Origin of the sequence: Brevundimonas vancanneytii (assembly GCF_901421975.1) — a bacterium.
GTDB classification, from domain to species: Bacteria; Pseudomonadota; Alphaproteobacteria; order Caulobacterales; family Caulobacteraceae; genus Brevundimonas; species Brevundimonas diminuta.
In genome coordinates this window covers 373924-396277 of sequence record NZ_LR588407.1, presented here as the reverse complement: position 1 = coordinate 396277, position 22354 = coordinate 373924, and the positions used below count along the sequence as shown (strand labels likewise).

At 65.9% G+C, this 22354-nt stretch carries 23 protein-coding genes; 9 read left to right on the top strand and 14 right to left on the bottom strand.

The annotated features are described in order from the left end of the window. Positions 1 to 15: 15 nt before the first annotated feature. From FGL25_RS01950 to FGL25_RS01930, 6 genes are all read right to left on the bottom strand, one after another. Positions 16 to 945 carry a DUF6999 family protein gene (locus tag FGL25_RS01950; RefSeq protein WP_088410439.1) on the bottom strand — a complete coding sequence of 310 codons (930 nt, stop codon included), beginning with the start codon at positions 943 to 945 and terminating at the stop codon, positions 16 to 18. Further along, positions 942 to 1682, bottom strand: a complete 741-nt coding sequence (locus FGL25_RS01945; protein WP_138140808.1) for an iron-containing redox enzyme family protein — start codon at positions 1680 to 1682, stop codon at positions 942 to 944. Before FGL25_RS01945 ends, FGL25_RS01950 begins: the two co-directional genes overlap by 4 nt. Continuing rightward, entirely contained in the window at positions 1622 to 2551 is a 930-nt protein-coding gene (locus FGL25_RS01940) for a 3-oxoacyl-[acyl-carrier-protein] synthase III C-terminal domain-containing protein (RefSeq protein ID WP_252969962.1), read from the bottom strand. Before FGL25_RS01940 ends, FGL25_RS01945 begins: the two co-directional genes overlap by 61 nt. Beyond that, positions 2506 to 3675 (bottom strand): TonB-dependent receptor domain-containing protein, encoded by a 1170-nt coding sequence (locus FGL25_RS17165; protein ID WP_252969961.1) that lies wholly within the window; start codon positions 3673 to 3675, stop codon positions 2506 to 2508. The genes FGL25_RS01940 and FGL25_RS17165 overlap by 46 nt, the downstream gene beginning before the upstream one ends. Continuing rightward, positions 3651 to 6134 carry a TonB-dependent receptor plug domain-containing protein gene (locus FGL25_RS01935; protein ID WP_252969960.1) on the bottom strand — a complete coding sequence of 828 codons (2484 nt, stop codon included), beginning with the start codon at positions 6132 to 6134 and terminating at the stop codon, positions 3651 to 3653. Before FGL25_RS01935 ends, FGL25_RS17165 begins: the two co-directional genes overlap by 25 nt. Positions 6135 to 6393: 259 nt before the next feature. Beyond that, on the bottom strand, positions 6394 to 9351 hold the full coding sequence (locus tag FGL25_RS01930) for a TonB-dependent receptor plug domain-containing protein (protein WP_088410443.1): 2958 nt from the start codon (positions 9349 to 9351) through the stop codon (positions 6394 to 6396). Positions 9352 to 9747: 396 nt separating this feature from the next. On the opposite strand from FGL25_RS01930, the gene uvrB reads away from it, so the two are divergent. From uvrB to FGL25_RS01910, 4 genes are all read left to right on the top strand, one after another. Next, the gene (gene uvrB / locus FGL25_RS01925) at positions 9748 to 12063 is read left to right on the top strand and encodes an excinuclease ABC subunit UvrB (protein WP_252969959.1); all 2316 of its coding nucleotides are present in this window, start codon (positions 9748 to 9750) and stop codon (positions 12061 to 12063) included. A 168-nt stretch (positions 12064 to 12231) separates the two neighbouring features. Then, positions 12232 to 12582 carry an endonuclease domain-containing protein gene (locus FGL25_RS01920; RefSeq protein ID WP_138140805.1) on the top strand — a complete coding sequence of 117 codons (351 nt, stop codon included), beginning with the start codon at positions 12232 to 12234 and terminating at the stop codon, positions 12580 to 12582. A gap of 889 nt (positions 12583 to 13471) precedes the next feature. Beyond that, positions 13472 to 13660 carry a hypothetical protein gene (locus tag FGL25_RS01915; RefSeq protein ID WP_003166104.1) on the top strand — a complete coding sequence of 63 codons (189 nt, stop codon included), beginning with the start codon at positions 13472 to 13474 and terminating at the stop codon, positions 13658 to 13660. A gap of 113 nt (positions 13661 to 13773) precedes the next feature. Further along, entirely contained in the window at positions 13774 to 14100 is a 327-nt protein-coding gene (locus FGL25_RS01910) for a hypothetical protein (protein ID WP_003166105.1), read from the top strand. A 118-nt stretch (positions 14101 to 14218) separates the two neighbouring features. Here FGL25_RS01910 and FGL25_RS01905 read toward each other — a convergent pair whose 3' ends face one another. The 8 genes from FGL25_RS01905 to FGL25_RS01875 form a co-directional block, all read right to left on the bottom strand. Continuing rightward, the gene (locus FGL25_RS01905) at positions 14219 to 14509 is read right to left on the bottom strand and encodes a GNAT family N-acetyltransferase (protein ID WP_083674022.1); all 291 of its coding nucleotides are present in this window, start codon (positions 14507 to 14509) and stop codon (positions 14219 to 14221) included. Positions 14510 to 14534: 25 nt separating this feature from the next. After that, the gene (locus FGL25_RS01900) at positions 14535 to 14909 is read right to left on the bottom strand and encodes a membrane protein (RefSeq protein WP_046652234.1); all 375 of its coding nucleotides are present in this window, start codon (positions 14907 to 14909) and stop codon (positions 14535 to 14537) included. 13 nt (positions 14910 to 14922) lie between these two features. Beyond that, complete coding sequence (locus tag FGL25_RS01895; RefSeq protein ID WP_003166108.1) at positions 14923 to 15297, bottom strand: hypothetical protein; 375 nt, start codon at positions 15295 to 15297, stop codon at positions 14923 to 14925. 57 nt (positions 15298 to 15354) lie between these two features. Continuing rightward, the gene (folB, locus tag FGL25_RS01890) at positions 15355 to 15744 is read right to left on the bottom strand and encodes a dihydroneopterin aldolase (RefSeq protein WP_138140804.1); all 390 of its coding nucleotides are present in this window, start codon (positions 15742 to 15744) and stop codon (positions 15355 to 15357) included. Then, entirely contained in the window at positions 15741 to 16277 is a 537-nt protein-coding gene (locus tag FGL25_RS01885; protein ID WP_138140802.1) for a 6-pyruvoyl trahydropterin synthase family protein, read from the bottom strand. The genes folB and FGL25_RS01885 overlap by 4 nt, the downstream gene beginning before the upstream one ends. A 76-nt stretch (positions 16278 to 16353) precedes the next feature. Then, a complete protein-coding gene (locus FGL25_RS01880) occupies positions 16354 to 17091 on the bottom strand; it encodes an SDR family oxidoreductase (RefSeq protein ID WP_138140801.1) in 738 nt (245 codons plus the stop codon). Between the two features lie 31 nt (positions 17092 to 17122). Next, on the bottom strand, positions 17123 to 17254 hold the full coding sequence (locus tag FGL25_RS17770; protein WP_003166112.1) for a hypothetical protein: 132 nt from the start codon (positions 17252 to 17254) through the stop codon (positions 17123 to 17125). An 8-nt stretch (positions 17255 to 17262) separates the two neighbouring features. Then, positions 17263 to 17970 (bottom strand): DUF6624 domain-containing protein, encoded by a 708-nt coding sequence (locus tag FGL25_RS01875; protein ID WP_252969958.1) that lies wholly within the window; start codon positions 17968 to 17970, stop codon positions 17263 to 17265. Between the two features lie 79 nt (positions 17971 to 18049). On the opposite strand from FGL25_RS01875, the gene FGL25_RS01870 reads away from it, so the two are divergent. The 5 genes from FGL25_RS01870 to pgsA all read left to right on the top strand — a co-directional run bounded on the left by FGL25_RS01870 (position 18050) and on the right by pgsA (position 22251). After that, positions 18050 to 18523: an NUDIX domain-containing protein gene (locus FGL25_RS01870; protein WP_138140799.1), complete on the top strand. Its 474-nt coding sequence runs from the start codon at positions 18050 to 18052 to the stop codon at positions 18521 to 18523. 8 nt (positions 18524 to 18531) lie between these two features. Then, complete coding sequence (locus tag FGL25_RS01865; RefSeq protein ID WP_128115044.1) at positions 18532 to 18978, top strand: DMT family transporter; 447 nt, start codon at positions 18532 to 18534, stop codon at positions 18976 to 18978. Positions 18979 to 18994: 16 nt separating this feature from the next. After that, on the top strand, positions 18995 to 20878 hold the full coding sequence (uvrC, locus tag FGL25_RS01860; RefSeq protein ID WP_138140798.1) for an excinuclease ABC subunit UvrC: 1884 nt from the start codon (positions 18995 to 18997) through the stop codon (positions 20876 to 20878). Between the two features lie 54 nt (positions 20879 to 20932). Then, entirely contained in the window at positions 20933 to 21547 is a 615-nt protein-coding gene (locus tag FGL25_RS01855; protein WP_046652243.1) for a carbonic anhydrase, read from the top strand. 77 nt (positions 21548 to 21624) lie between these two features. Next, positions 21625 to 22251 carry a CDP-diacylglycerol--glycerol-3-phosphate 3-phosphatidyltransferase gene (pgsA, locus tag FGL25_RS01850; RefSeq protein ID WP_003166118.1) on the top strand — a complete coding sequence of 209 codons (627 nt, stop codon included), beginning with the start codon at positions 21625 to 21627 and terminating at the stop codon, positions 22249 to 22251. Positions 22252 to 22354: the final 103 nt, after the last annotated feature.

The window sequence follows — 22354 nt, the reverse complement described above, 5'->3', positions numbered from 1 at the left end:
CCGAGGGGAGGGCTTTTAATTCGGCGCGCCCGAGTTGGCCGGGTCCAGCGGCAGGCCCGCCGCCTGACGCGCCTTCATCACCCGCAGCCAGCCGTGCATGGCCTCCGAATCCAGCCCGTGCATCATCAGCCGATAGCCCGCCTGCAGCGTCGACAGCGCCACCAGCGGATGGCCGTTCTTGACGAAGGCCATGTGGTAGCTCGTGCCCAGGATGCGGGCGATATAGATGGCCATCACCTCGTCCAGCTGCAGCGAACTGGACGCCCGCACGAAGTCGTCGCGCGGCAGCATCAGCGCATAGATCGGGGTGTAGAACTCCACCGCCGTCTGCACGTCGACGAAGTTATGCCACTTCCGCGGAAACTCCTCGAACGGCGGAAATTCGTCCGAGATCATGGAGAAGTCGATCCGCTCGGGGGGCATAAGCTCCCGCCCCTCGGCGCGCAGGGCGGCGTTCATCTCGATGACAAAGTTGAAGATGTTCAGATCGTGCTGAAGGAACAGGTCCGGTTCGATGTCCTTCAAGCGCGTCGGCGTCAGCGGCCACTTCGTCACCTTGTCGCCCACGCCCGCATTTTCGCGCACGAAGGCCGTCAGCTCCGATCCGACGTGGAAGTGGCGCAGGATCACCCGGTTGCCCTCGGGCGTCACAAAGGTCCGCAGGCCCCAGTGGATGGTCTTGTGCAGCAGGCCGTTCAGGTTCGGGTATTTGGGCGAAATGACCCGCAGCACCTTCACCAGACAGAAGAACAGGAACACCAGCGGCCGCGCCACCGGAAACAGCCAGCGCCGCGACCGCGACCGCGCCCCCAGCAACAGATCGCGCTTGGCTCCGTCGTCGATCGGCAGGCTGTGGTCCAGATACAGCGCCATCCACGGATCGGGATCCTTGGGGTCGAACCGCGCGGGGTCGAACGGATCCTCCCCCGGCTTGTAGTACCTCACGCCGCGATCTCCTCGATCTGCAGGGCGTAGAGGCGGGCCGTCACCCTGGCCGTCGTGACGATGCGTTCTGCGATGAAGGGATCGGGCAGCACCATGCCCAGCATCTCCTCGAACTCCTTCATATGCTCGGCGTCGTTGTCGCCGTGATAGAGCAGGAAGCGCACCGCCTCGTCGGGCAACTCCAGCCGCTCCTGCACCTTCAGGCCCCACGGCCGCGCCTTGATCGAGCCAAGCCCCTCGATGATGAACATGGCGCCCAGAAGGCCGAAGGGATCGGGCTTCGACGCCTCATGGAACATCCAAGCCGACAGGGCCTCGGACCCCACGTTCTTCGGCGCCGACTGGATGTCCTCCAGCGCCCCGCCCGCCGCCACAAAGTCGGCCTCCAGCAGACGGAAGTCCCGATGCTCCGTCACCGCATGGCGCATCAGGGTCGAGCGCAACTCCAGATGGTCTTCGCCGATGTTGGACGCCGCCCGGCTCATCCACAGCGCCCCGTCCTTCACCTGCTGGCGCAGATTGATCAGGAAGGCGTGGTAGTCGGCGATCTCGAACCGCCCGCGCGTCAGCTTGCGGATCAGCGGCGTCGCCTCCAGCCGCTGCTCGAAATCGGCGAATACGACCGCCAGCTTCCTCAAGGTCTCGGCCACTGCCGCCTCGGCTTCGCGTTCCGCCATCACACAATCTCCAGCATCATGAAGCCGATCATCGCCCGCCCGCTCTCGGGCACGATGCACAGCACCTTGTCTCCGCGCTTTCCGCGTCCCGATTTCAGGAAGGCGTCCAGCATGACCCATATCGAGGCCGAGCCGACATTGCCGCTGTCCGGCAGGGTCGTGAACCACTTCTCCTCCGGGATCATGGCCGCCGTGCTTTCCAGCAGGCCGACGATCTCCTCGCGCAGCGACCGCGCGGAGTAATGACACAGCAGATGGTCGACCTGATCGGGCACGATCCGCCCGGCGTCCACCTTCTCCAGCCAGACGCCGATCCAGGCGCGAATGACGATCTTCAGCAGGTCGAAGTCCTGCAACAGGGCCACCGCCCCCGCCGCGTGAGCGGCCGCCGGTCCCGCATGGCTCCAGGCGCTGGTCATGTCGGCGCGCGCCTGCGGCGTCGATCCGGCCCACATGCAGGGATCGAAGCGCCCGGCCAGGGAGGTCATGTCGATCCACTCGACCTTCAGGCTCAGCCCCTCGGGTTTCGGCCTCGGCTCCATCACCACGGCGCCCGCCCCGTCCGACAGGGTGAAGCGCAGGAAGTCCGCCTCGATCCGCGCCCGCCCCTTCTCGTCCACCAGCGCCGTGCCCTCATAGAAGGCGGGCCGGAACCAGCGGGATGAAAACTCCCCTGCACAGGCCGCGGCCACCTCCGCCTCGCCCGCACGCACGCTCAGCCACGCCCCCTTGGCCGCCATCAGGGCGCTGGCGCAGACGGACTGATAGCTGAACGCCTCCAGCGGCCCCGCGCCCAGTTCGGCCTGAACGGCGCTGGCGTGACCGGGCACCAGATAGTCGCCCTGCGTCGCCGCCGCGCCCAGATGCTCAAGGTCGCCCAGGCTCAACCCCGCCTCATCCAGCGCCGCCCGCACGGCGTCCGCGCACATGGAGGCGTTGGAATGCAGCGGCTCGCCCTCAGCATCCAGGGCGTAGTGCCGCCCTCGATCCCGTTCCAGCGCAGGGCGCGCCGCCCGACGGCGGACGCCCGCCCGCCGATGCGGCCGATGAAGTCCTCCATCCGATCATTGCCGATCCGCTCGCCGGGCAGAACGGCGCCGGTCCCGGTGATGAAGACGTCGCGAAGCTCACTCATGGTTGCGGACCTTGGCGACCCGCCCTGCTTCGCACAACCCGGAAACTGCCGTTTCAAAAGCAGAAAGGGCGGCGAACCGAAGTCCGCCGCCCTCTCCTCAACCTGAAATCTGACCCGTCTTAGAACGGGCGATAGTTGAAGCTCAGGAAGAACCGACGCCCGAACAGATCGAAGTTGTCCGAGGTCGTATTGCCCAGCCAGCGCGCCCGGCTCCGCGTCGAAGGCGTTCACCACGCCGGCGCGAACCGTCAGGTTATCACGCGCCGCCCAGCGGACCGAGAAGTCATGCTGAGAGAAGTCGCCCGTCTCCAGGTACTTCGAAGTGGCATACAGGTCCGGATTGGAGCGCATGTTGTCGACGTCGAAGATTTCCTGGCTCGCCTGCCAGTCCCAGGCCCAGGTGAAGGCCAGGGTCGAGGTCGGCTCCCAAGTCATGGTCGACAGGAAGCGCACGCGCGGGTCACCAACCGTGTCTTCGTTGATGTCCGCATCCGTCGGATCCTCGATGTTGACGAAGTCGTGCTGCTCGATCAACCAGTTACCGCGGATCGAATGGCTGAACGCACCCCACTGACGACCGAAGAACTCCGGCAGATCAGTACGGTAGGAGACCGTGAAGTCCACGCCCTTGGCCGTCAGCGCCGCATAGTTCAGCGAGCCCTGAATGAAGCTCGTGACCAGGAACGTCGAGGGATCACGGGTCTGGGTGGCGCAAGCGCCGCCGTTCACGGCGTCGCCGTTCACGCACTGGTTGGCCGCATCCTGGGCCGACACCGAGTCGATCGCATCGCTGATCTCGATGTCATAGTAGTCCATTACGACCTGTAGGTTCGGCAGCAGGAAGTCCGGGGTCCAGACGCCGCCGATGGTGTAGCTTTTCGACGTCTCAGGCTTCAGGAAGGGGTTGCCGCCCGACAAACCGGAAACCGAGCGCTGCCGTAGTTGGGCAGGTAGGCGTTGCTGGCCGACGGATCCGAAAAGCTCAGATCCAGCCCCGCAGCCTTGGCCAGAGCGCCGCAGTTGGCGATACGGTTAGTGGCGATGGAGCGATCGGCCAGATTGTTGATGACCGTGGCGCTGCAGGGGTCGACGAAGCCGTTTGCGAAGGTCTGGCTGTAGGGATCATGCGTCTCGGCCAGGTTCGGAACGCGGATCGCGGTCGCGGTGGTGGCGCGGAACATGAACTGATCGACCGGACGCCATTGGAACTGGGCGCTGTACGTATCCTGCTTGCCGACGTGCGAGTAGTCCGAGAAGCGATAGGCGCCGCTGATCTCAGCCGAACGCCCAAGAACAGAGTCGCGCAGCAGCGGAATGCTGATTTCAGCGAAGATGTCGTTGGTGTCGTAGCTCACTTCCGGGAAGTCCGGACCCGAGTTCAGGAACAGGAAGCGACCAGCGCGATCACGATCTCGCCCCGTGCCGCTGGTGATCTCCTTGCGGTACTCATAACCAATCGACGCACCGATCGGACCTGCGCCCCAGAAGTCCCACAGCTTACCCGACGCATAGGTCAAGAAGTCGTGCTGCTTGTTCTGGTCCGTGACCGTGACCGAGGCCTGAATATAGTCAAGCGCTTCCTGGCTGAAACCACCCGGGCCGAAGACGCGGATCGGCGCGCAATCATCAATGACCGCGCCCTGTCGCGAATAGGTGTTGCCGCCGACCACGGCGTCCGGCACGGCGACGCCCTGAGCCTTCAGCAGTTGCACGCGGCAGACGACTTCGCCCGCTCGGCCGTTGACCAGACCGCCGGTATCGACGACGGCGTCCACGGCGGCCTGGTAGCGAACGACGTCCACGCCCAGCTCGCGGTTCTTGTTATTCATTTCGCCGTAGGTGTAGCCGGCTTCCCAGTTGATGTCCTTGACGAAGCCGAAGTCGCCCAGATCGCCGCGCAGGCCGACGACATAGCGCTGAAGGTCGCGGTTGTTCAGTTGGTTTCGGGCCGGACCGTACAGCTTGTGCTGAGCGCGCCGGTCAGCGACCGTGCTGGTCAGGACGCCGGCCGAGTTGTAGACCTCGCGGCGGTTGTTCATGATCGCCTGGCGCACGTTTTCGGGCAGATAGGCGTTGTCCAGACCGATCTCGAAGGCCGAGGTGCCGGTGATGGCCCCCATGGTGTTCGGCGACAGCTGGCGGATGTTGAAGTCGTGGAAGACGCGCTGACCGGCGTCGTACGTTTCTTCCTCGATATACTTGGCTTCGGCGAACAGCTGGATGTTGTTCGTGATGTCGAAGTTCAGACCCGTCTGGAAGCGGTAGTTGGTCGACTCCGGCAGACGGCTGGCCTGGCCCTGCTCGGTGTTCAACAGTTGGCCTTCGCCGCCGTTGCTGACGACGCGGTTGATGCCCGTGCCCTGACGGATCGAGCCGAAGGTCACGCCCCGCGAAACGCCGTTCTCGTCATAGAGATAGGCGTTGTCGAGACGATTGGCGGGCGCCAAGGCGAAGCAGTTGGCGGCGAACGACGTCGCCGAGCAACTGCCGAACGGCACATCCGGATCGCTGGCCGGACTGGGCTTCACGCCGGTGGCCAGTATGGTCATGCCGCCGAAATTCGTGCCGCGGATGTAGGTACGGGCGTTACGAATCAGAATCTGGTCCGGCACGCCGTCCGAAGGCGCCGAGGCCGGATCGGAGTCGTTGCCGATCAGGGCCCACGACTCACGTCGCCAGTCGACGTCCGAGTCCAGCACCTCGTCGCTACGCTGATACTCGCCTGACACGTAATAGTTCAGTCGGTCGTTCAGAAGGTTCTGGCCCCACAGCACCGACAGGCGCTGGCTGAGCTGATGGTCCTGGTTGACCTCGGCGATCGACCCGTCGATCTCCAGGCCGTCGAAGTCCTTGCGCAGAACGAAGTTGACCACGCCCGAAACGGCGTCCGCGCCGTAAACGGCGGCGGCGCCGCCGGTGATCACTTCGGTGTTGGCGACCAGCAGACGCGGAATGGTGTCGACATCCACCGACAGACCTCCAGGCGTCGAGCCTACATGGCGACGGCCGTCGACCAGGGTCAGCGTGCGTACCGACCCAAGGCCTCGCAGGCTCAGCAGCGACAGACCGCCGTCATTCAGGTTCGAGCCGGTGGTGTCTTCCGGCACGATCGAAGTCGACAGAGCGGGGATATCGGCCAGGAAGTCGATGACGTTGACCTGTCCCGACTGCATCAGCTCCTCTTGGCCGATCTGGATAAGCGGCGTGGGCGAGTTGGTCGGGCTGCGGCGGATGCGCGAGCCGGTGACCACGATCTCATCGACCTGGCTTACCTGTTCTTCCTGGGCGTAGGCGGCGTTCGGCGCGAGGGCCATGCCGCCAGCGATCGCCATCCCGGCGATCAGCGTCGAGCCTAACAGCTTCGTCTTGCTGAGCATTTCTGTTCTTCCTAAGCGCTGCAGGACCCCTCGTCCGCAACACGCGCTTTTCTGCTCAACAGCGTCGTGTCCGCAACAAATTACGTCAAGATAACGACGATTGATTGCTGATTTGGAGACAGGTGCAACATTTTCGCCATATTCGAACAGCTTCTCGAACGGCCATCCGCCCGTTGAACAATAAGCCGCATTGATCCACGAAAAAGGGCGGCGAACCGAAGTCCGCCGCCCTCTCCTCAACCTAAAATCAGGTCAGACCTTAGAAGGACTTCGTGAGGTTCACGAAGGCCGTCCGGCCCAGGTAGTCGTAGCCCGAGTACAGCGGGGCGTTGCCGACCCGGTTGTAGTAGCCCGACGAGATCGTCGGCGGGTCTTCGTTCAGCAGGTTGCGAACGCCGACCGTAGCCGTCCAGCCCTCGGCAGTGTACTGGACCGAGGCGTTGTGCAGCCAGTAATCCGGCACCTGGTGATCGTAATTCACCATGGCGGGACGATCCTTGTAGTAATCGTAGCTATCCATGCCTTGGATCCACTCGACACCGTAACGAACGCGCCACTGATCCCAAGCATAGGACACATCCGCCGTTCCAGTGAACTCAGGATTGTTCAGCATGCCCTTGTAGTCTTCCAGGCGGTCTTCCTCGAACAGCTTGCTCGAGATTTCCGTGTACTGGGTAACTGCCAGGTTCGCCAGGATCGAGCCAGGGCCGACGTCCTTGCGATAGCGGACCGTGTAATCCAGGCCCTTCACATTGTCCGTAGCCAGGTTCACGTAGCTGTCGTGCACCGTCAGCTTGTTCGAGGTCGGGTCACGCTCGACCAGACGGCAGAAGCCCGCGCGAGCCGTGAAGTCGGCTTGGCTAGAGTTGTAGCAGCGGTCCAGGATTTCCCCCGCACCAGTGCGCGACACGCCGTTCTTAACTTCAATCTCGTAGTAGTCGACGGCGAAGGCCAGATCGCCCCAGCCCGAGGGCAGCGGCGGCTGAAGGACCATGCCGATCGTCATGTTGGTCGAGGTTTCGGCAGCCAGGCCTGCATCCGCGCCGCCGGCCGTGATCACCGTCACGCCGTTGGTCGACTGGAAGTCGTCGGCCAGACCGTCGATCTTGCAGTTCTTGTACAGATCGGTGGCTTTGTCCTTGCTCGCCAGGCTGTCGCAACGATCGAAGTTGCTGGACTGGAAGCCCGTGGACGCGCCGACGAACTGCTCGAACAGCGCCGGGGCGCGGTACGAGGTGCCGTAGGTTGCGCGCACCGTCACCCAATCGATCGGACGATAGACCAGGCCCGCCTTATAGGTGGTGTCGTCACCGTACGAGTCATAGTCCGTGTAGCGGAACGAGCCGTTGAACGTCAGTTCCTTGGCGAAGGGCGCGTCACGCAGCAGCGGCGCTTCGATTTCACCGAAAACTTCCCACACCGAGTCCGAACCGCGCGTGATCGCCGAGCTCGAATAGTTGTAGGTGTTGTTGTTTTGGGAATCGAGAGCCGGCGTGTCGTCGATTTCCGACTTGCGGTACTCGGCGCCGAAGAAGCCCATCACCTGGCCCGCAGGCAGGCTGAACAGCGGGCCGTCGAAGCCGGCGCTGATGATGGTTTCCTTGTATTCGGTAATGCCCGTGACCGGACGGAAGACGTAGTCCACCCACTCCTTCGGCAGCTTGCCGCCGATAGTCGCGCCGTTCAGAGCCGGAGCGGCGACGCAACCCGGGTTCGAAGCCAGCTCGCGGCACACGAAACCGCCGGCGCCGTTGCTTACGACATCCAGGCTTTCGCGCAGACGGTTCGTCAGGAACTGCTGGCTAACGTACTCGGAACGCGACCGCGAGTAGCTCGCCGCGACGTCATAGCGCCATTCCGGAATGAACAGGTCGCCCTTGAGGCCGACGACATTGCGGTTGAACACCTGCTCCTGCGTCGAAGTGTCGTTACCGAAGCCGATGAAGGCGCGCACGCCGACAGCTTGACCCTTGCTCAGTCCCAAATCCGAAGCGGACATGGTGCTCCACGCCAGATTGCTCGGGATCAGCGGGCTGCCCTTGGCGTAGTCCAGCGCCAGCTGGCGATAGCCGGTCTGCGAGGACTTGCGCTGGTTGATCAAGAACTCGCCATACAGTTCGGCGTTGCCAAGCGCGTTCAGTTGATAACCGCCTTCACCGTAGATGGTGTTGATCTCGACCGGCGAAATCAGCGAGCGATTCAGCATGCGGTCGTCGAAGGTGTCACGAACGTTCAGATTCGTGCCCGTGCCGCCGACGCCTTCAAAGCCGACGACGCCCGTGGTGACGGCCGCATTCGGACGCCAGCGGTTGAAGGTGGTCGCCGTCGTTCCAATCGCGCCAACCCCAGTCGCGTTGCTGGTGCCGATCGAGTTGATGGCCGAGCCGTTCGACCCCGTGCCCGTGATCGGGTAGCACTTCGACTTGCCCGTCATCGGGTCAATGTAGTCTTTGTTGTTCAGGAAGCCGTCGGTCTGGCAACGCGTGAACTCACGATCGCGAAGAGTCAGTTCGTCACGCTCATAGCGTTCGATCGAACCTGCGGCGCGCCAACGATCGCCACGTGCGCCGCCCGTCAACGAGAAGCGGCTCGAGCCGCCGTTGCCGTTGGCTTCCAGCGGCAGGTTGCCCTGGGCTTCGAAGACCAGGCCTTCAACGTTCTTGCGGGTCTGGATGTTGACCACGCCGGCCACGGCGTCCGAACCGTAGACCGACGAAGCGCCGTCCCGCAGGACTTCGACGCGGTCGATCATGGCGGTCGGCAGCACGTTCAGGTCGGCCGAGCCGACCGAGCCGCGGGAACCGGCGGGCGAGACGCGACGGCCGTTCAGCAGCACCAGGGTGCGGCTGGGGCCCATGCCGCGCAGGCCGATGGTGTTGGCGCCGGGGCCGCCGTTGGTGACGTAGCCGCCGTAAGAGTTATTGATCTGGGCGGAACCGCCCGTGACGGCCGTGCTCTGCAGCGCTTCCGTCGTCGAGGCGAAGCCTTGCAGCGTCGCTTCTTCGCGCGTCACAACCTGCGTGGGCGAAGGCGCGTTATAGTTGTCGCGACGGATACGCGAGCCGACGACGACGATTTCGTCGACCTGGGTCGCTTCCTGGTCAGTATTCGAAGCGCTTTGAGCAAGCGCCGTCCCCGGAATAAGCATGGCCATCGACAGTGCGGCGGCCCCAGCCGCCATCGTCGTGCCCAGCAGGTAGTCTTTACGAGTGCGCATAAGCCTCTGTGTACCTGTTAATCGTTACTGAACATCACGTCGTTCTGTGAGCGACGCTGAAAACCAATGTTCGTCATTACGCTTCTTGGCTGCTGCAATGGCTATGGCTGGGCCGTCACAGCATCAACCAATTTCTTTCAAAAAATCATTGTTAGGGGAAATTATGAGGCATTTTTGACGCGCAAAGGCCGAGTTCGGACCGTTATTTCGTCCTTTTCGACCACATTTTGCTCAAATATGTTTTGAATAAGTCGAATTCGCCTCATTTGCGGCGACATGCAAGCGTGACTATGGCGGAGGTAGGTTCAACCTGTGGTGGCGCGCCGGCGGATTCTGGCCCCGTCCCGCCCCCGCCGGGCCTAGCGCCTTGCACGCGCGCGCATTACTTTGATGTTCATGGCCCGTTCTCCCGCGAAACCGACCAAGCCCGTTCACACGCCCAATCCCGGCATGGCCGAGGCGCCGGTCGCCTTCGACCACGGCCGCGCGCCGATGTTCGCGCCCGTGAACGGCCCGCGCCTGACGCCGGAGGAGGCGCCCGCCGCCCCCGCCGACTGGGTCCCCCACCGCCCCGACCGGCCGACCAACAAGAAGCGCATCCCCTTCCGGCTGGAGACCAAGTACCAGCCCGCCGGCGACCAGCCCTCGGCCATCGCCGAGCTTGTGGCTCAGGCCGAGGCGGGCGATCGCGAACAGGTGCTGCTGGGCGTCACCGGCTCGGGCAAGACCTTCACCATGGCCAAGGTGATCGAACAGACCCAACGCCCGGCCCTAATCCTGGCCCACAACAAGACCCTGGCGGCCCAGCTCTATTCCGAGTTCAAGGCCTTCTTCCCCGACAATGCGGTCGAGTATTTCGTCAGCTACTACGACTACTACCAGCCCGAGGCCTACGTCCCGCGCACCGACACCTACATCGAGAAGGACAGCTCGATTAACGAGCAGATCGACCGGATGCGCCACGCCGCCACCCGTGCGATCCTTGAGCGGGACGACGTCATCGTCGTCGCCTCGGTCAGCTGCATCTACGGCATCGGCTCGGTCGAGACCTATACCGCCATGACCTTCAACCTGAAGGTCGGGGACCAGATCGACGAGGCCAAGCTGCGAGCCGACCTGATCGCCCTGCAGTACAAGCGCAACGATGTCCATTTCGAGCGCGGCATGTTCCGCAAGCGCGGCGACACGCTCGAAATCTTCCCCGTCCACCTCGAGGACCGCGCCTGGCGCATCAGCCTGTTCGGCGACGAGATCGAGGCCATCGACGAGTTCGACCCCCTGACCGGCAAGAAGACCAATGCGCTCGACGAAGTCACCGTCTACGCCGCCAGCCACTACGTCACCCCGCGCCCGACGCTGAATCAGGCCGTCAACGGCATCAAGGCCGAGCTGAAGGAGACGCTCGACTGGATGGTCGAGAACGGCAAGCTGCTGGAGGCCCAGCGCCTCGAACAACGCACCCGCTTCGATCTTGAGATGATGGAGGCCACCGGCTCCTGCGCCGGCATCGAGAACTACAGCCGCTGGCTGACCGGCCGCGCGCCCGGCGAGCCGCCGCCGACCTTCTTCGAATACATCCCCGACAACGCCCTGCTGTTCGTCGACGAGAGCCACGTCACCGTCGGCCAGATCGGCGCCATGTTCCGCGGCGACTACCGCCGCAAGTCGACCCTGGCCGAATACGGCTTCCGCCTCCCCTCCGCCATCGACAACCGCCCGCTGAAGTTCGAGGAATGGGACGCCATGCGGCCCCAGACCGTCTTCGTCTCGGCCACCCCCGGCGCCTGGGAGCTGGACAAGACCGGCGGCGTCTTCACCGAACAGGTCATCCGCCCCACCGGCCTGATCGACCCCCCGGTCGAGATCCGCCCCGTCTCCGGCGCGACCCGCAACCAGGTCGACGACGTCATCGACGAGGTGAAGGCCACCGCCCGCGCCGGCTACCGCTCCCTGGTCACCACCCTGACCAAGAAGATGGCCGAAGACCTGACCGAATACATGCATGAGCAAGGGGTGCGCGTCCGCTACATGCACTCCGACGTCGACACCCTGGAGCGGATCGAGATCCTGCGCGACCTGCGCCTCGGTTCATTCGACGTGCTGATCGGCATCAACCTGCTGCGCGAGGGGCTCGACATTCCCGAGTGCGGCCTGGTCGCCATCCTCGACGCGGACAAGGAGGGCTTCCTGCGCTCGGAAACCTCCCTGATCCAGACCATCGGCCGCGCGGCGCGCAACGTCGACGGCCGCGTCATCCTCTACGCCGACCGCATGACCGGCTCGATGGAGCGCGCCATCGCCGAGACCGACCGCCGCCGCGAGAAGCAGCAGGCCTACAACCTCGAACACGGCATCACGCCCGAGACGGTCAAGCGCGACATCAAGGAGATCCTCGAAAGCCCCTATGAGTCCCGCGACCTGGACCGCCTGACCCGCCCCGGCGTCGCCGAAGAGGCCAAGCCCTTCGTCGGCTCCAACTTCCAGGCCGCCCTCAAGGATCTGGAAGGCCGCATGCGCGACGCCGCCGCCAACCTCGAGTTCGAGGAAGCCGCCCGCCTGCGCGACGAGATCAAGAAAATGAAGCTCCTCGACCTCGAATTCGCCAACGAAGCCCTGACGGGCGCGGGGGAAGAGGTCGACAGGTCAGCCCCCAAACGCTGGCGCAAGGAGGCTGCGGCCGAAAAGGCGGAGGCGTTCAGAAAGGGGCGGTAAACCTTCCCTTCTCCCCTTGCGGGAGAAGGTGGCGGCCGAAGGCCGACGGATGAGGGGTCTCGCTGCGGGTGGATTTCGCAACCTTCATCACCGTCCAGAAACCCCTCATCCGACCTCGCTCCGCTCGGCCACCTTCTCCCGCAAGGGGAGAAGGAATAACGTTGTCCTATGAACGACTGGCTGCACTCTCGCGCCAAGGCGATGCGTCGCGAACCCGCCCTCTATGAGCGGCGGCTGTGGGCCATTCTGCGGGACCGGCGGCTGGAGGGTCTGAAATTCCGGCGACAGGTCGTGATCGGGCGCTATGTCGCCGATTTCGTCTGTCTGCGTCATCGCCTGGTCGTCGAGGCCGACGGCCCGCACCACGACGACCGCGCCGAGGACGCCGCCCGCGACAACTTCCTGCGCGGAGAAGGCTTCCGCGTGCTGCGCTTTCCCAACCCGCAGATCGAGAACCGCCCCCACGAGGTGCTGACGGCGATCATCGCCGCGACAAACGCCAAGCTGACGCGCGACTGATCCTTCTCCCCTTGCGGGAGAAGGTGGCCGAGCGGAGCGAGGTCGGATGAGGGGTCGCGCTGTGATTGGCCGATCGCCTTCGTCCTCGGGTGAGAAACCCCTCATCCGTCGGCCTTCGGCCGCCACCTTCTCCCACAAGGGGAGAAGGACGAACCCGCCAACCTCCTCGCCCCAACCCCAGCAATTTCCCGCCCTTCCCCCTCCGCCATCCCCTTTCAGCCCGCCCTGCCTCGCCGCCATGCCACCCTGCCCTCGTTCCGTCGCATGGAGGGCTCGTGAGGCCTGCGACCTTGCGGGCGGCGGGAGCGGATGGAGCGGGGTTCTTGTCGAACCGTGCGGCGTCCGTCGCGGCGGCCGGTCGAGGGCGGGAGCCCAGCGGCGCGTCGGGCGGAGCGCGCCGGGCGGTCCAGGATGCGAAGGGCGGCGACGCGGGCGAACGCCGGCGCCGGCGCCCGGCTTGCCACAACCTGACGGCTGCCGGCTGCTTTCGCGGCCTCAAGCAGCCCGAAGGGCGGTAGGCCAGGCATCAAGACAAGAAGCCGACGGAGCCTGGTGACGGGGCGTTCGACCCGTCCGTCAGAGAGGTTCCGGCCAGGGTCGCGGGGGTTACGCGGACCGTTCCGGGAGGCCTGTCGCAAGCAGGCCCCCGCCCGCCGCGGGTGCCGGGGGTAGCCGATAAGACCGGCGCCTGCCCCGAGCTCGTGGAAGCCCGTCCGCGCGGAGCGTCTGTCGGCGTCGAAACGGTAACACACATCACACTCCGGGCGTCGGCCCGGCGCTCCGCCCAGCCCTCCCACCGCCCGCCGAAAGGCGCGGCGGCCATCCGTGTTCCTTCTCCCGCAAGGGGAGAAGGAAGACCCGCGCCCAGCCCTCAGCAAGGAAAGCCCCCATGACCCGTCCCCGACCGCCGCGCGCCGCTGCGTCTCCGCCTGTTCCCGATGACGACGACCGCCCCCTGCATCCGGCCGAGGAGCGCCGGCTGCGACGCGAGCTGGCCAGCCGCATCGATCACCTGTGGGCCATCGCCGAGCGGCGTCGCGTGCGCTGGGCGACGCCGCCCTTCATCCCCGATTCATGAGGCCCTGTTCATGAGGCTTACAGGCAACATGGCCGCGCGCCGTCGAGCTTGGCCGCAAAATGGGATGCGACCTTGCGGCGAAAATGCGGCATGGTGCGTTCAGGAGAGACTCGATGACCAAGTCCAGCAATGAATCCGACGCCCGCGCCGCCCTGCGCGTGGTCTCCTCGCCGGAAGCCGAGGTCTATGACCTGATGCGCGCGCCCGAAACCACCGCCGAACGGGTCAAGCGCCTGCAGGCCGAAGCCCGCGCCCTGGCGCTCGAACAGGTCGAGGCCCTCGAAGCCGCCCTGTGCAAGGCCGCCGACATGGCCAAGGAGATCGCCGACGGCGGCGACGCCTATCCCGTCGGCGCCCGCGAACTGGCCGCCCGCCTGGTCCAGGATCTGCCCGCCAAGGCCGAGACCATGAAGGCCATCGTGGCGAAGAGTCATCCTTGATCGGCCGCGGTCAGAAGGCTCCGCCTTCTCGACCCGACGCGGCCTGTGCGCTTCGCGCCGCGCCTCCCTTCAACGCCGTCATCCTCGGGCTTGACCCGTGGATCCAGCAGGCGCGCCGCTACGACCCCACCACGTCCTCGTACTCGGGATGGCGCTTCAGCCACGCCACCGCATAGCTGCAATGCGGGATCAGGGTCAGCCCCTCGGCGCGGGCGTGCTCTGCCAGGGCCTGCATGAAGCGGCCCGCCGCCCCCGCGCCGCGCAGGGCCGGGTGCGCCTCGACGTGCAGGATGACGCGGGCGTGGCCGCGCACCGCATACTCGGCCCAGACGGGATGCTCGGTCCCGTCCGCGTCGGCGAACATCTGCTGGAAGCGGCGGTCGGCGGCGTGGTCTTTGAAGGCGGGCACGGCGGCTCCTCCCGAATGGATCAGTTCAGGCCGGCCGGTCGGTCAGCAGGGCCATCAGACCCAGAACGCTTTTCACCGTGAACCAGATCGACACCAGCAGCAAAAGAAGCCCGAACAGCAGAAGGAACGGAATCCCGATCAGCAGAACGGAAGCCACCGCACTGACCGCCACCAGCACCCACAGGACGGCGCTGATCCAGAACACCGACCAGAACAGACTGATCTGGGCCTCGACGTGCTGGGCCGCCAGCCCGGTCGCCGAGCCCCGGTTCATATAGGCCAGCGCCAGGCCGACCAGCACCAGCAGGTTCGCGCTGGGGATCGACAGGATATAGAGAATCCACGCCACCACGGCGCCGTCTCGGCCCGCGACCGGCGCGGCGGTGTTCTGATCGCTCATGACGCAGGGCCTTTCAGTAGAAGAGACGACGCGGCTCGGCGATGGGCCGCCCGGTCAGCAGATCCTTCAGGCCCAGGGCGCCGCGCACGATGGTCCACACCGCCATGACGAACAGGACGAAGACCCCGACGTTGACCAGAATCAGCACCGCCCCGGCGATGATGGCGACCACCGCCGCCAGCAGGGTTCGCTGCTGGAAGATGAAGTGGCTGCGCAGAATCGGATCGGCGGGCGCGGGCCGACGCCACACGCGCAGAAGGCCGATCGCAGCCGCCGCGCCGAAGGTCGGCGCCGCCAGCAGGATCAGGGCGTAACCCGCATAGAGGCCCGTCAGATCGGCCGAGGCCTCGCCGCCGCTGTTGCTGCTGTAGTCGCCGGACTGGACCATCGGAACCTCTTGTCAGGCCGGGATGATGGCGGGACGAACGGCCCCGCGCAACCGGCCTCAGCGCGAATAGGCGACTTCGCAGGCGGCGGCGGCCGCATCGGGAATGGCGCCGGGCTTCTCGACCCGCACGACGACGCTCAGCACCCGCGGATCGGCCAGGCAGGCGACGGCCGCGCGCTCGGCGAAGGTCTCGATCAGGGCGATGTGCGGCCCCGCCGCCAGTTCGCGCACGATGCGGGCCACGCCGTCATAGTCCAGCGTATCGGCCAGCCGCTCGACCGGGGCGGCGCCCAGGCCCAGTTCGACGTCCACCACCAGGGGCTGCAGCCGCCCATGCTCATGATCATAGAAGCCGATGGAGGCCTCGACCTTCAGGGCGCGGACCATGACCTTCAGGCCCAGGCGGCGCGGTTCGACGGACGGCAGGGGGGTGACGACGGCGCTCAAGACCAGGTCTCCGGCGGCAGAAGATCATTGATGCTGAAATCGGCCCGATCGCACCAGGCGCCCAACTCCCAGGCCCGCTCCGCCTCGGTCAGGCCGCGCGTCAGGACGGTGTTGGTCGGCGTCTCCTCGATGGCCAGTTCGGCCAAGCGGAACGGCAGGCCCTCGGCGGCCAGGATGGCTTCCAGCTTGCGCCACAGGGCGATGACCAGGGCCTCGGTCGTCGGATCGCCGTCCACGGTCAGCACCTGGTTCAGGCGGTGCGGCTCGTGCTGCTGGAACCAGGCCAGCAGGGGGTCGGCGCGGTTCAGCTGGAAGGCGTGGTCCAGGCTGCGGTCGACGAAACCGTGCCAGCGCGCCTTCAGCCGCTCGAACGAGGCCGCGTGATTGGAGCCGCCGAAGGCGATCTCGGCCGTCGGCTCCAGCGTCACCGTCACGAACTCATTGTGCCCATGCGGCACGGCGCATTTCGACCCCGCATCGGCGATCAGCCGGTGCGCCATCGAGAAGCGGCGAGTGAAACGGACAGCGGGCATGAAGGTCTCAGGATGAATGGCGGCAGCTAAAGCACCAACCTATCGGCAAATAAAGGTCATGTGACGACGAACGCCTTCAGGCGAATTCCAGATCGCGATCGCGGCGGGTCAGGCCGGCGCCGGCGTCCACCACCAGGTTCTGCCCCGTCAGGCTGCGCGCCGTCAGGATGAAGGTCAGAGCGGCCGCCAGATCCTCGACCGCCACCGGCCGCTTCAGCGGCGTGGCCTCAGCCCCCGCCTGATAGTCGGCCTCGGGCCAGCCGGCCGAGGGCAGGGTCAGACCCGGCGCGATGCCGCAGACGCGGATGCGCGGCGCCAGGGCCAGCGCCAAGGCTCCGGTCATATGGGCGATGCCCACGCGGCTGACGGTATAGGAGAAGAAGTCGGGGTTCGGCGCCGTGACCTTATAGTCCAGCATATTGACCACCACGCCCTCATCCCCGTCAGGCAGGCGCGCGGCGAAGTCCCGGATCAGGGCCAGGGGCGCCAGGACGTTGACCTCGTGGTGAAGACGCAGGTCCGCCTCCTGGAAGGTCTCCAACTGGTCATAGACGAACAGGGACGCGTTGTTGACCAACACCCGTAACGGCCCGAAGGCGGCGGCCTGATCGATCAGGGCGGTCCGCGCCCCGGCGTTCGTCAGCTCGGCCTGGACGGCGACGGCGCGCCGTCCCATGGCCTCGATGGCCTGGACCACGGCCTGCGCGCCTTGCGCGTCCGAGCGATAGTGGACGACGACGTCATGGCCCGCCTGGGCCGCCGCCTTCGCCAACACCGCCCCGATCCGGCGCGAGGCGGCCGTGACCAGCGCCACGCCCCTCGAAGGGGCGTCAGCCGACCTAGGCTCAGTCAACCCGGCCGAACTCGAAGTAGTTGAAGGCGGCGACGACGGCGATGAAGGCGAAGATGGTGGCGATGGCCAGCATGATGGGTCTCCTGTTCCGCCCCCGAATAGGGGCAAGCGCGCCCCTGTTCAAGCCATGGCTCAGTCGTCAACGACCATGCCGGGCGGAGGCGGCGACAAGGTCTGCGGACATTGCGGCTGACTTTCAAAGTGCGCGCGATAGTCGGCGAAGGGGACGGGGAAGGCCATCTCCTCGCGGCGAGTCTCCAAGTCTTCGACACTCTCGATCGGATAGGGCCGCCATTTGCCGTTGTCGCAACGAAACTGCGTCCCATAGCGCTGGGGCCGTCCCTCGGATGTCGCCAAGCGATCAAACATCATGGCGTAGCTCTGACCGTCGATTTCGCCCGTCGCGACCAGCGGCTCCAGTACGGGAAGGAAACGCCGCCACAGACCCTCGTCCGAGTGCTGGATAATGTGGAAAGCGGCCGCAGAGGCTTTGTCGCCATATCGACTTTTCAGAAACCAGCCTTCGGGCGGCGTCATCGCCAGAAGCGCCTGCTGATTTTCCTGGTCCACCGCTTCGATCACTGCTCCCGCAGCTCGAACCGCCGCCATGCGCTCCGTGTCCGGTATGCGCGAGAAATCCAAGCGGGTAATGACCTGCCGTCCCGCCTGATCCAACTCCCCCATCCGCTCCAAGCGCGCCCTGTCGTCAAGCGCCGTCCCAAGGACGGCGTGCCGCGCGCGCACCTCTTCAATCGCCATGCTCACTGGCGCGATGATCTCCTGCGTCTCAGGCGAAAGCGCCTGAAGTTGAAGCCCCAACATGACCGCCGCCAGCAACATCGTCGTCCCCCGTTCCTCTTCACAGCAGCCTACCACAAGCCATGGTGCGCCCTACCATCCGCCATGCCATGCTTGCCGAATGACCACCTGGCGCACTCGCATAGAACCCTTCACCCGGCCGCTGTTCTTCGCCTGGTCGCGGATGAGCCGGGGCATGACGCTGGGCGTGCGCGGCGTCGCGGTCGACGCAGAAGGTCGCGTCCTGCTGGTCAAACACACCTATCTGGCGGGCTGGTGGCTGCCCGGCGGCGGGGTGGACAAGGGCGAGACGACGCATGGCGCCGCCATCCGCGAACTGCGCGAGGAGGCCGGGCTGATCGTCAGGGGCGAGCCGCGCCTCTTGTCGGTTCACTCCAACGAACGCTTCTTTCCCGGGGATCACGTTCTGGTCTTCCGCGTCGACGCTTTCGACCTGACCGAGCGAACCAGCCATGGCGAGATCGCCGAGATCGGCTGGTTTCACCCCGACGCCCTGCCCGAAGACACGACCCGCGCCACCCGCGACCGCCTGGCCGAGGTCTTCGGCGGCGCCGCGCCCGATCCGAACTGGTGAGACCGCCGATGCAGCTTCCCGTCCTCGCCCTGCTGGCCATGATCCTGGGCGGCGCCGCCACCGCCCTGCAGGGACCGACCAATGCGCGGCTGGCCAGCGCCGTCGGCTCGCCGGTCAATGCGGCGCTCGTCTCCTTCTTCGTGGGAACCGTCGCCCTGGCCCTCGTCGCCGTGACGCTGCAGGCGCGGCCAGACGTGCAGGCGATGAAGGCCCTGCCCGCCTGGGCCTGGCTGGGCGGCCTGTACGGCTGCGTCTTCGTGGTGGCCGCCGCCTGGGGCGTGCCCAAGATCGGCGTGGCGCTGACCATCACCCTGATGGTGGCGGGCCAGCTGGCGCTCAGCCTCATACTCGACCACTTCGGCGTCATGGGCGTGCCGCAGCAGCCGATCAGCCTGACCCGCGTCGCCGGGGTGCTGCTGGTGATCGGCGGGGTGCTTCTGGTCCGGCGCGGCTGAGCCTATATCCCGCCTGATGACCGACCCAACGCCCGACATCCCGGAGACGCCCCTCCTTCCCCTTCAGGCCGCCGAACTGATCGCGGACGAGGCCCGGCGCGCGCCCGACAAGCCCGGCGTCTATCGCATGTACGGCGAGGACGGCGCCTGCCTCTACGTCGGCAAGGCCAAGTCGCTGAAGAAGCGCGTGGTCCAATATGCGCAAGGGCGTTTCCACACCCAGCGCATCGGCCTGATGGTGTCGCTGACCCGCTCGATGGAGCTGGTGGTCACGGCGTCCGAAACCGAGGCCCTGCTGCTCGAATCGAACTTCATCAAAAAGCTGAAGCCGCGCTTCAACGTCCTGCTGCGTGACGACAAGTCCTTCGCCGAGCTGATGATCCGCCGCGACCACCGCGCGCCCCAGGTCCGCAAGCATCGCGGCGCCCATACGATTCCCGGCGACTATTTCGGCCCCTTCGCCTCGACCTGGGCGGTCAACCACACGCTGAACACCCTGCAGAAAGCCTTCCTGCTGCGGTCCTGTTCGGACAGCGTCTATGAGACGCGCACCCGCCCCTGCATGCTGCACCAGATCAAGCGCTGCTCGGCGCCCTGCACCGGCCTGATCTCGCTGGAGGACTACGGCGATCTGGTCACGGAGGCGGAACAGTTCCTGCGCGGCAAGTCGCGCGCCGTCATCGGCCGCCTGTCGCAGGAGATGCAGGCCGCGTCCGACGATCTCGATTTCGAGACCGCCGCGCGGGTGCGCGACCGCATCCGCGCCCTGTCGGCCATCGCCATGGAGAACAGCGTCAACGCCGAGGGCGTGGCCGAGGCCGACGTCTTCGCCCTGCACGCCGAGGGCGGTCAGGCCTGCGTTCAGGTCTTCTTCTATCGTGCGGGCCAGAACTGGGGCGGCCGCGCCTATTTCCCGCGCGTGGACAAGACCGACAGCGACCCGGAAATCCTCGCCGCCTTCCTGGGCCAATTCTATGAGGACAAGCCGGTCCCGCGCCTGATCCTGTCCAACGTCCGCCCGCATGAGCTGGAGCTGCTGGAAGAAGCCTTCAGCATGAAGGCCGAGCACAGGGTCGAGATCGCCCGGCCCCAACGCGGCGGCAAGGCCAGTCTGGTCGACCACGCCCTGACCAACGCCCGCGAGGCGCTGGGCCGCAAGCTGGCCGAGAACTCGGCCCAGTCGAAGATTCTGGACGAGGTGTGCGAGGCCTTCGGTCTGGACGCCCGGCCCGAGCGGATCGAGGTCTATGACAACGCCCATATTCAGGGGACCAACGCCGTCGGCGGCATGGTCGTCGCGGGGCCCGAGGGCTTCCGCAAGAACCAGTACCGCAAGTTCAACATCCGCGGCGAAGACCTGACGCCCGGCGACGACTACGGCATGATGCGCCAGGTCATGCGTCGCCGCTTCGGCAAGATGGTCAAGGACGAGGAGGCCGGAGAGGCGGTCGAGCGCCCCGACCTGCTGCTGGTCGACGGCGGAGCGGGCCAGTTGGCCGAGGTGCTGGCCGTCATGGCCGATCTGGGCGTGGACGACATCGCCGTGGTCGGCGTGGCCAAGGGGCCGGACCGCGACGCGGGCAAGGAGCATTTCTTCATGCCCGGCAAGCCGCCCTTCATGCTGCCGCTGAAGAGCCCGGCCCTCTACTACATCCAGAGGCTGCGGGACGAGGCGCACCGCTTCGCCAACGGCGCCCACGCCAAGCGCCGCTCCATGGACATCAAGAAGAACCCGCTGGACGAAATCGAAGGCGTCGGGCCGGGACGCAAGAAGGCCCTGCTGCACGCCTTCGGCTCGGCCAAGGGGGTCAGCCGCGCCTCGGTCGCCGATCTGGTCAAGGTGGACGGCGTCAATCAGTCGCTGGCCGAGCGCATCCACGGCTTCTTTCACAAGTCGTGAAACACATGCATTTGCGGTTGAGCGACCAACCGTCGCGGGTTTAGGAAGCGCCTCATGACCAACGAATTGACCAAGGGCTATCACCGCTTCCGCCAGAATCGGTGGCCGTCCGAACGCGCCGAATACGAAGCCCTGGCCGCCAACGGTCAGAAGCCGCACACCCTGGTCGTGGCCTGTTCCGACAGCCGCGCCGACCCGGCCCTGATCTTCGACACGGCGCCGGGCGAGCTGTTCGTGGTGCGCAACGTCGCCAACCTGGTCCCCCCCTATGAGCCGGACGGCAAGCTGCACGGCGTCTCGGCGGCGCTGGAGTTCGGCGTCAATGTGCTGAAGGTCAAACATGTCGTCGTCATGGGCCACGCCTCGTGCGGCGGGGTGAACGCCATGCTGAACGGCGCCCCCGCCAACTGTCAGGACTTCGTCGCCCCCTGGGTCGAGCAGGCCGCCCCCAGCGTGCGCCGCGCGGTCGAGACCCTGCCCGCCGAACAGGTCGAGTGCGCGGCCGAAGAAGCCGTAGTGCGCCTGTCGCTGGACAATCTGCGCACCTTCCCCTGGATCGCGGAAAAGGAGGCGGCGGGCGAACTGAAGCTCAGCGGCCTGCATTTCGGCATCGCGCTGGGCATCCTGTCCAAGCTGACGGGACCGGGACGGTTCGAGCGGCTGGACTGAGGCGTTCGGTCCGGCGCGGCGCCCTCGCCTCTGGCCGCGAACCGTGGCACACCCGGCGTGTTGCAACGGAAGACGTCATGGCCCCTGCCTACAAAGCCATCCCCAACATCCTGACCAGCCTGCGCCTGGCGGCCGGGATCGTCATGTTCCTGCTGCTGGCGGGCGCGACCAGCGGCTTCCCCTTCGTCTCGGCCTGGCTGAGCCCTGACGACCAGTTCGCCATGTACCGGACGGGCTTCTGGATCTTCGTCATCGCCGCCTCGACGGACTGGATCGACGGCTATCTGGCCCGTCGCTGGAACGCCACGACGCGCTGGGGCGCCATCCTTGACCCGATCGCCGACAAGATCCTGGTCACCGGCGCCGTGCTGGGCGTACTGACCAGCGGCTCGGTGCAGCAGATCATCATCCCCTGCGGCCTGATCCTGTTCCGCGAGTTCGCGGTCTCGGCCCTGCGCGAGACCATGGCGGGGCGCATCAACCTGCCCGTTACCCTGGCCGCCAAGTGGAAGACGACGCTGCAGATGGTGGCGCTGGGCTGCCAGCTGTTCGCCCGCAACTGGGACGGCTGGGGTCTGCCGTTCGACTACCTGCCCGCCTTCCAGCTGTTCTCCGACGCCCTGATCTGGCTGGCCGCCATCGTCACCCTATGGACCGGCTGGCAGTATTTCAGCGCGGCGCAAAAGCAGATGCGCGATCTCTAAAACCTTCTCCCCTTGTGGGAGAAGGTGGTCCGTCAGGACCGGATGAGGGGTGTGAGCGCGACGGCATGAAAAAGGGGCGCAGGCTGCGGAGGCTGAAATCCAA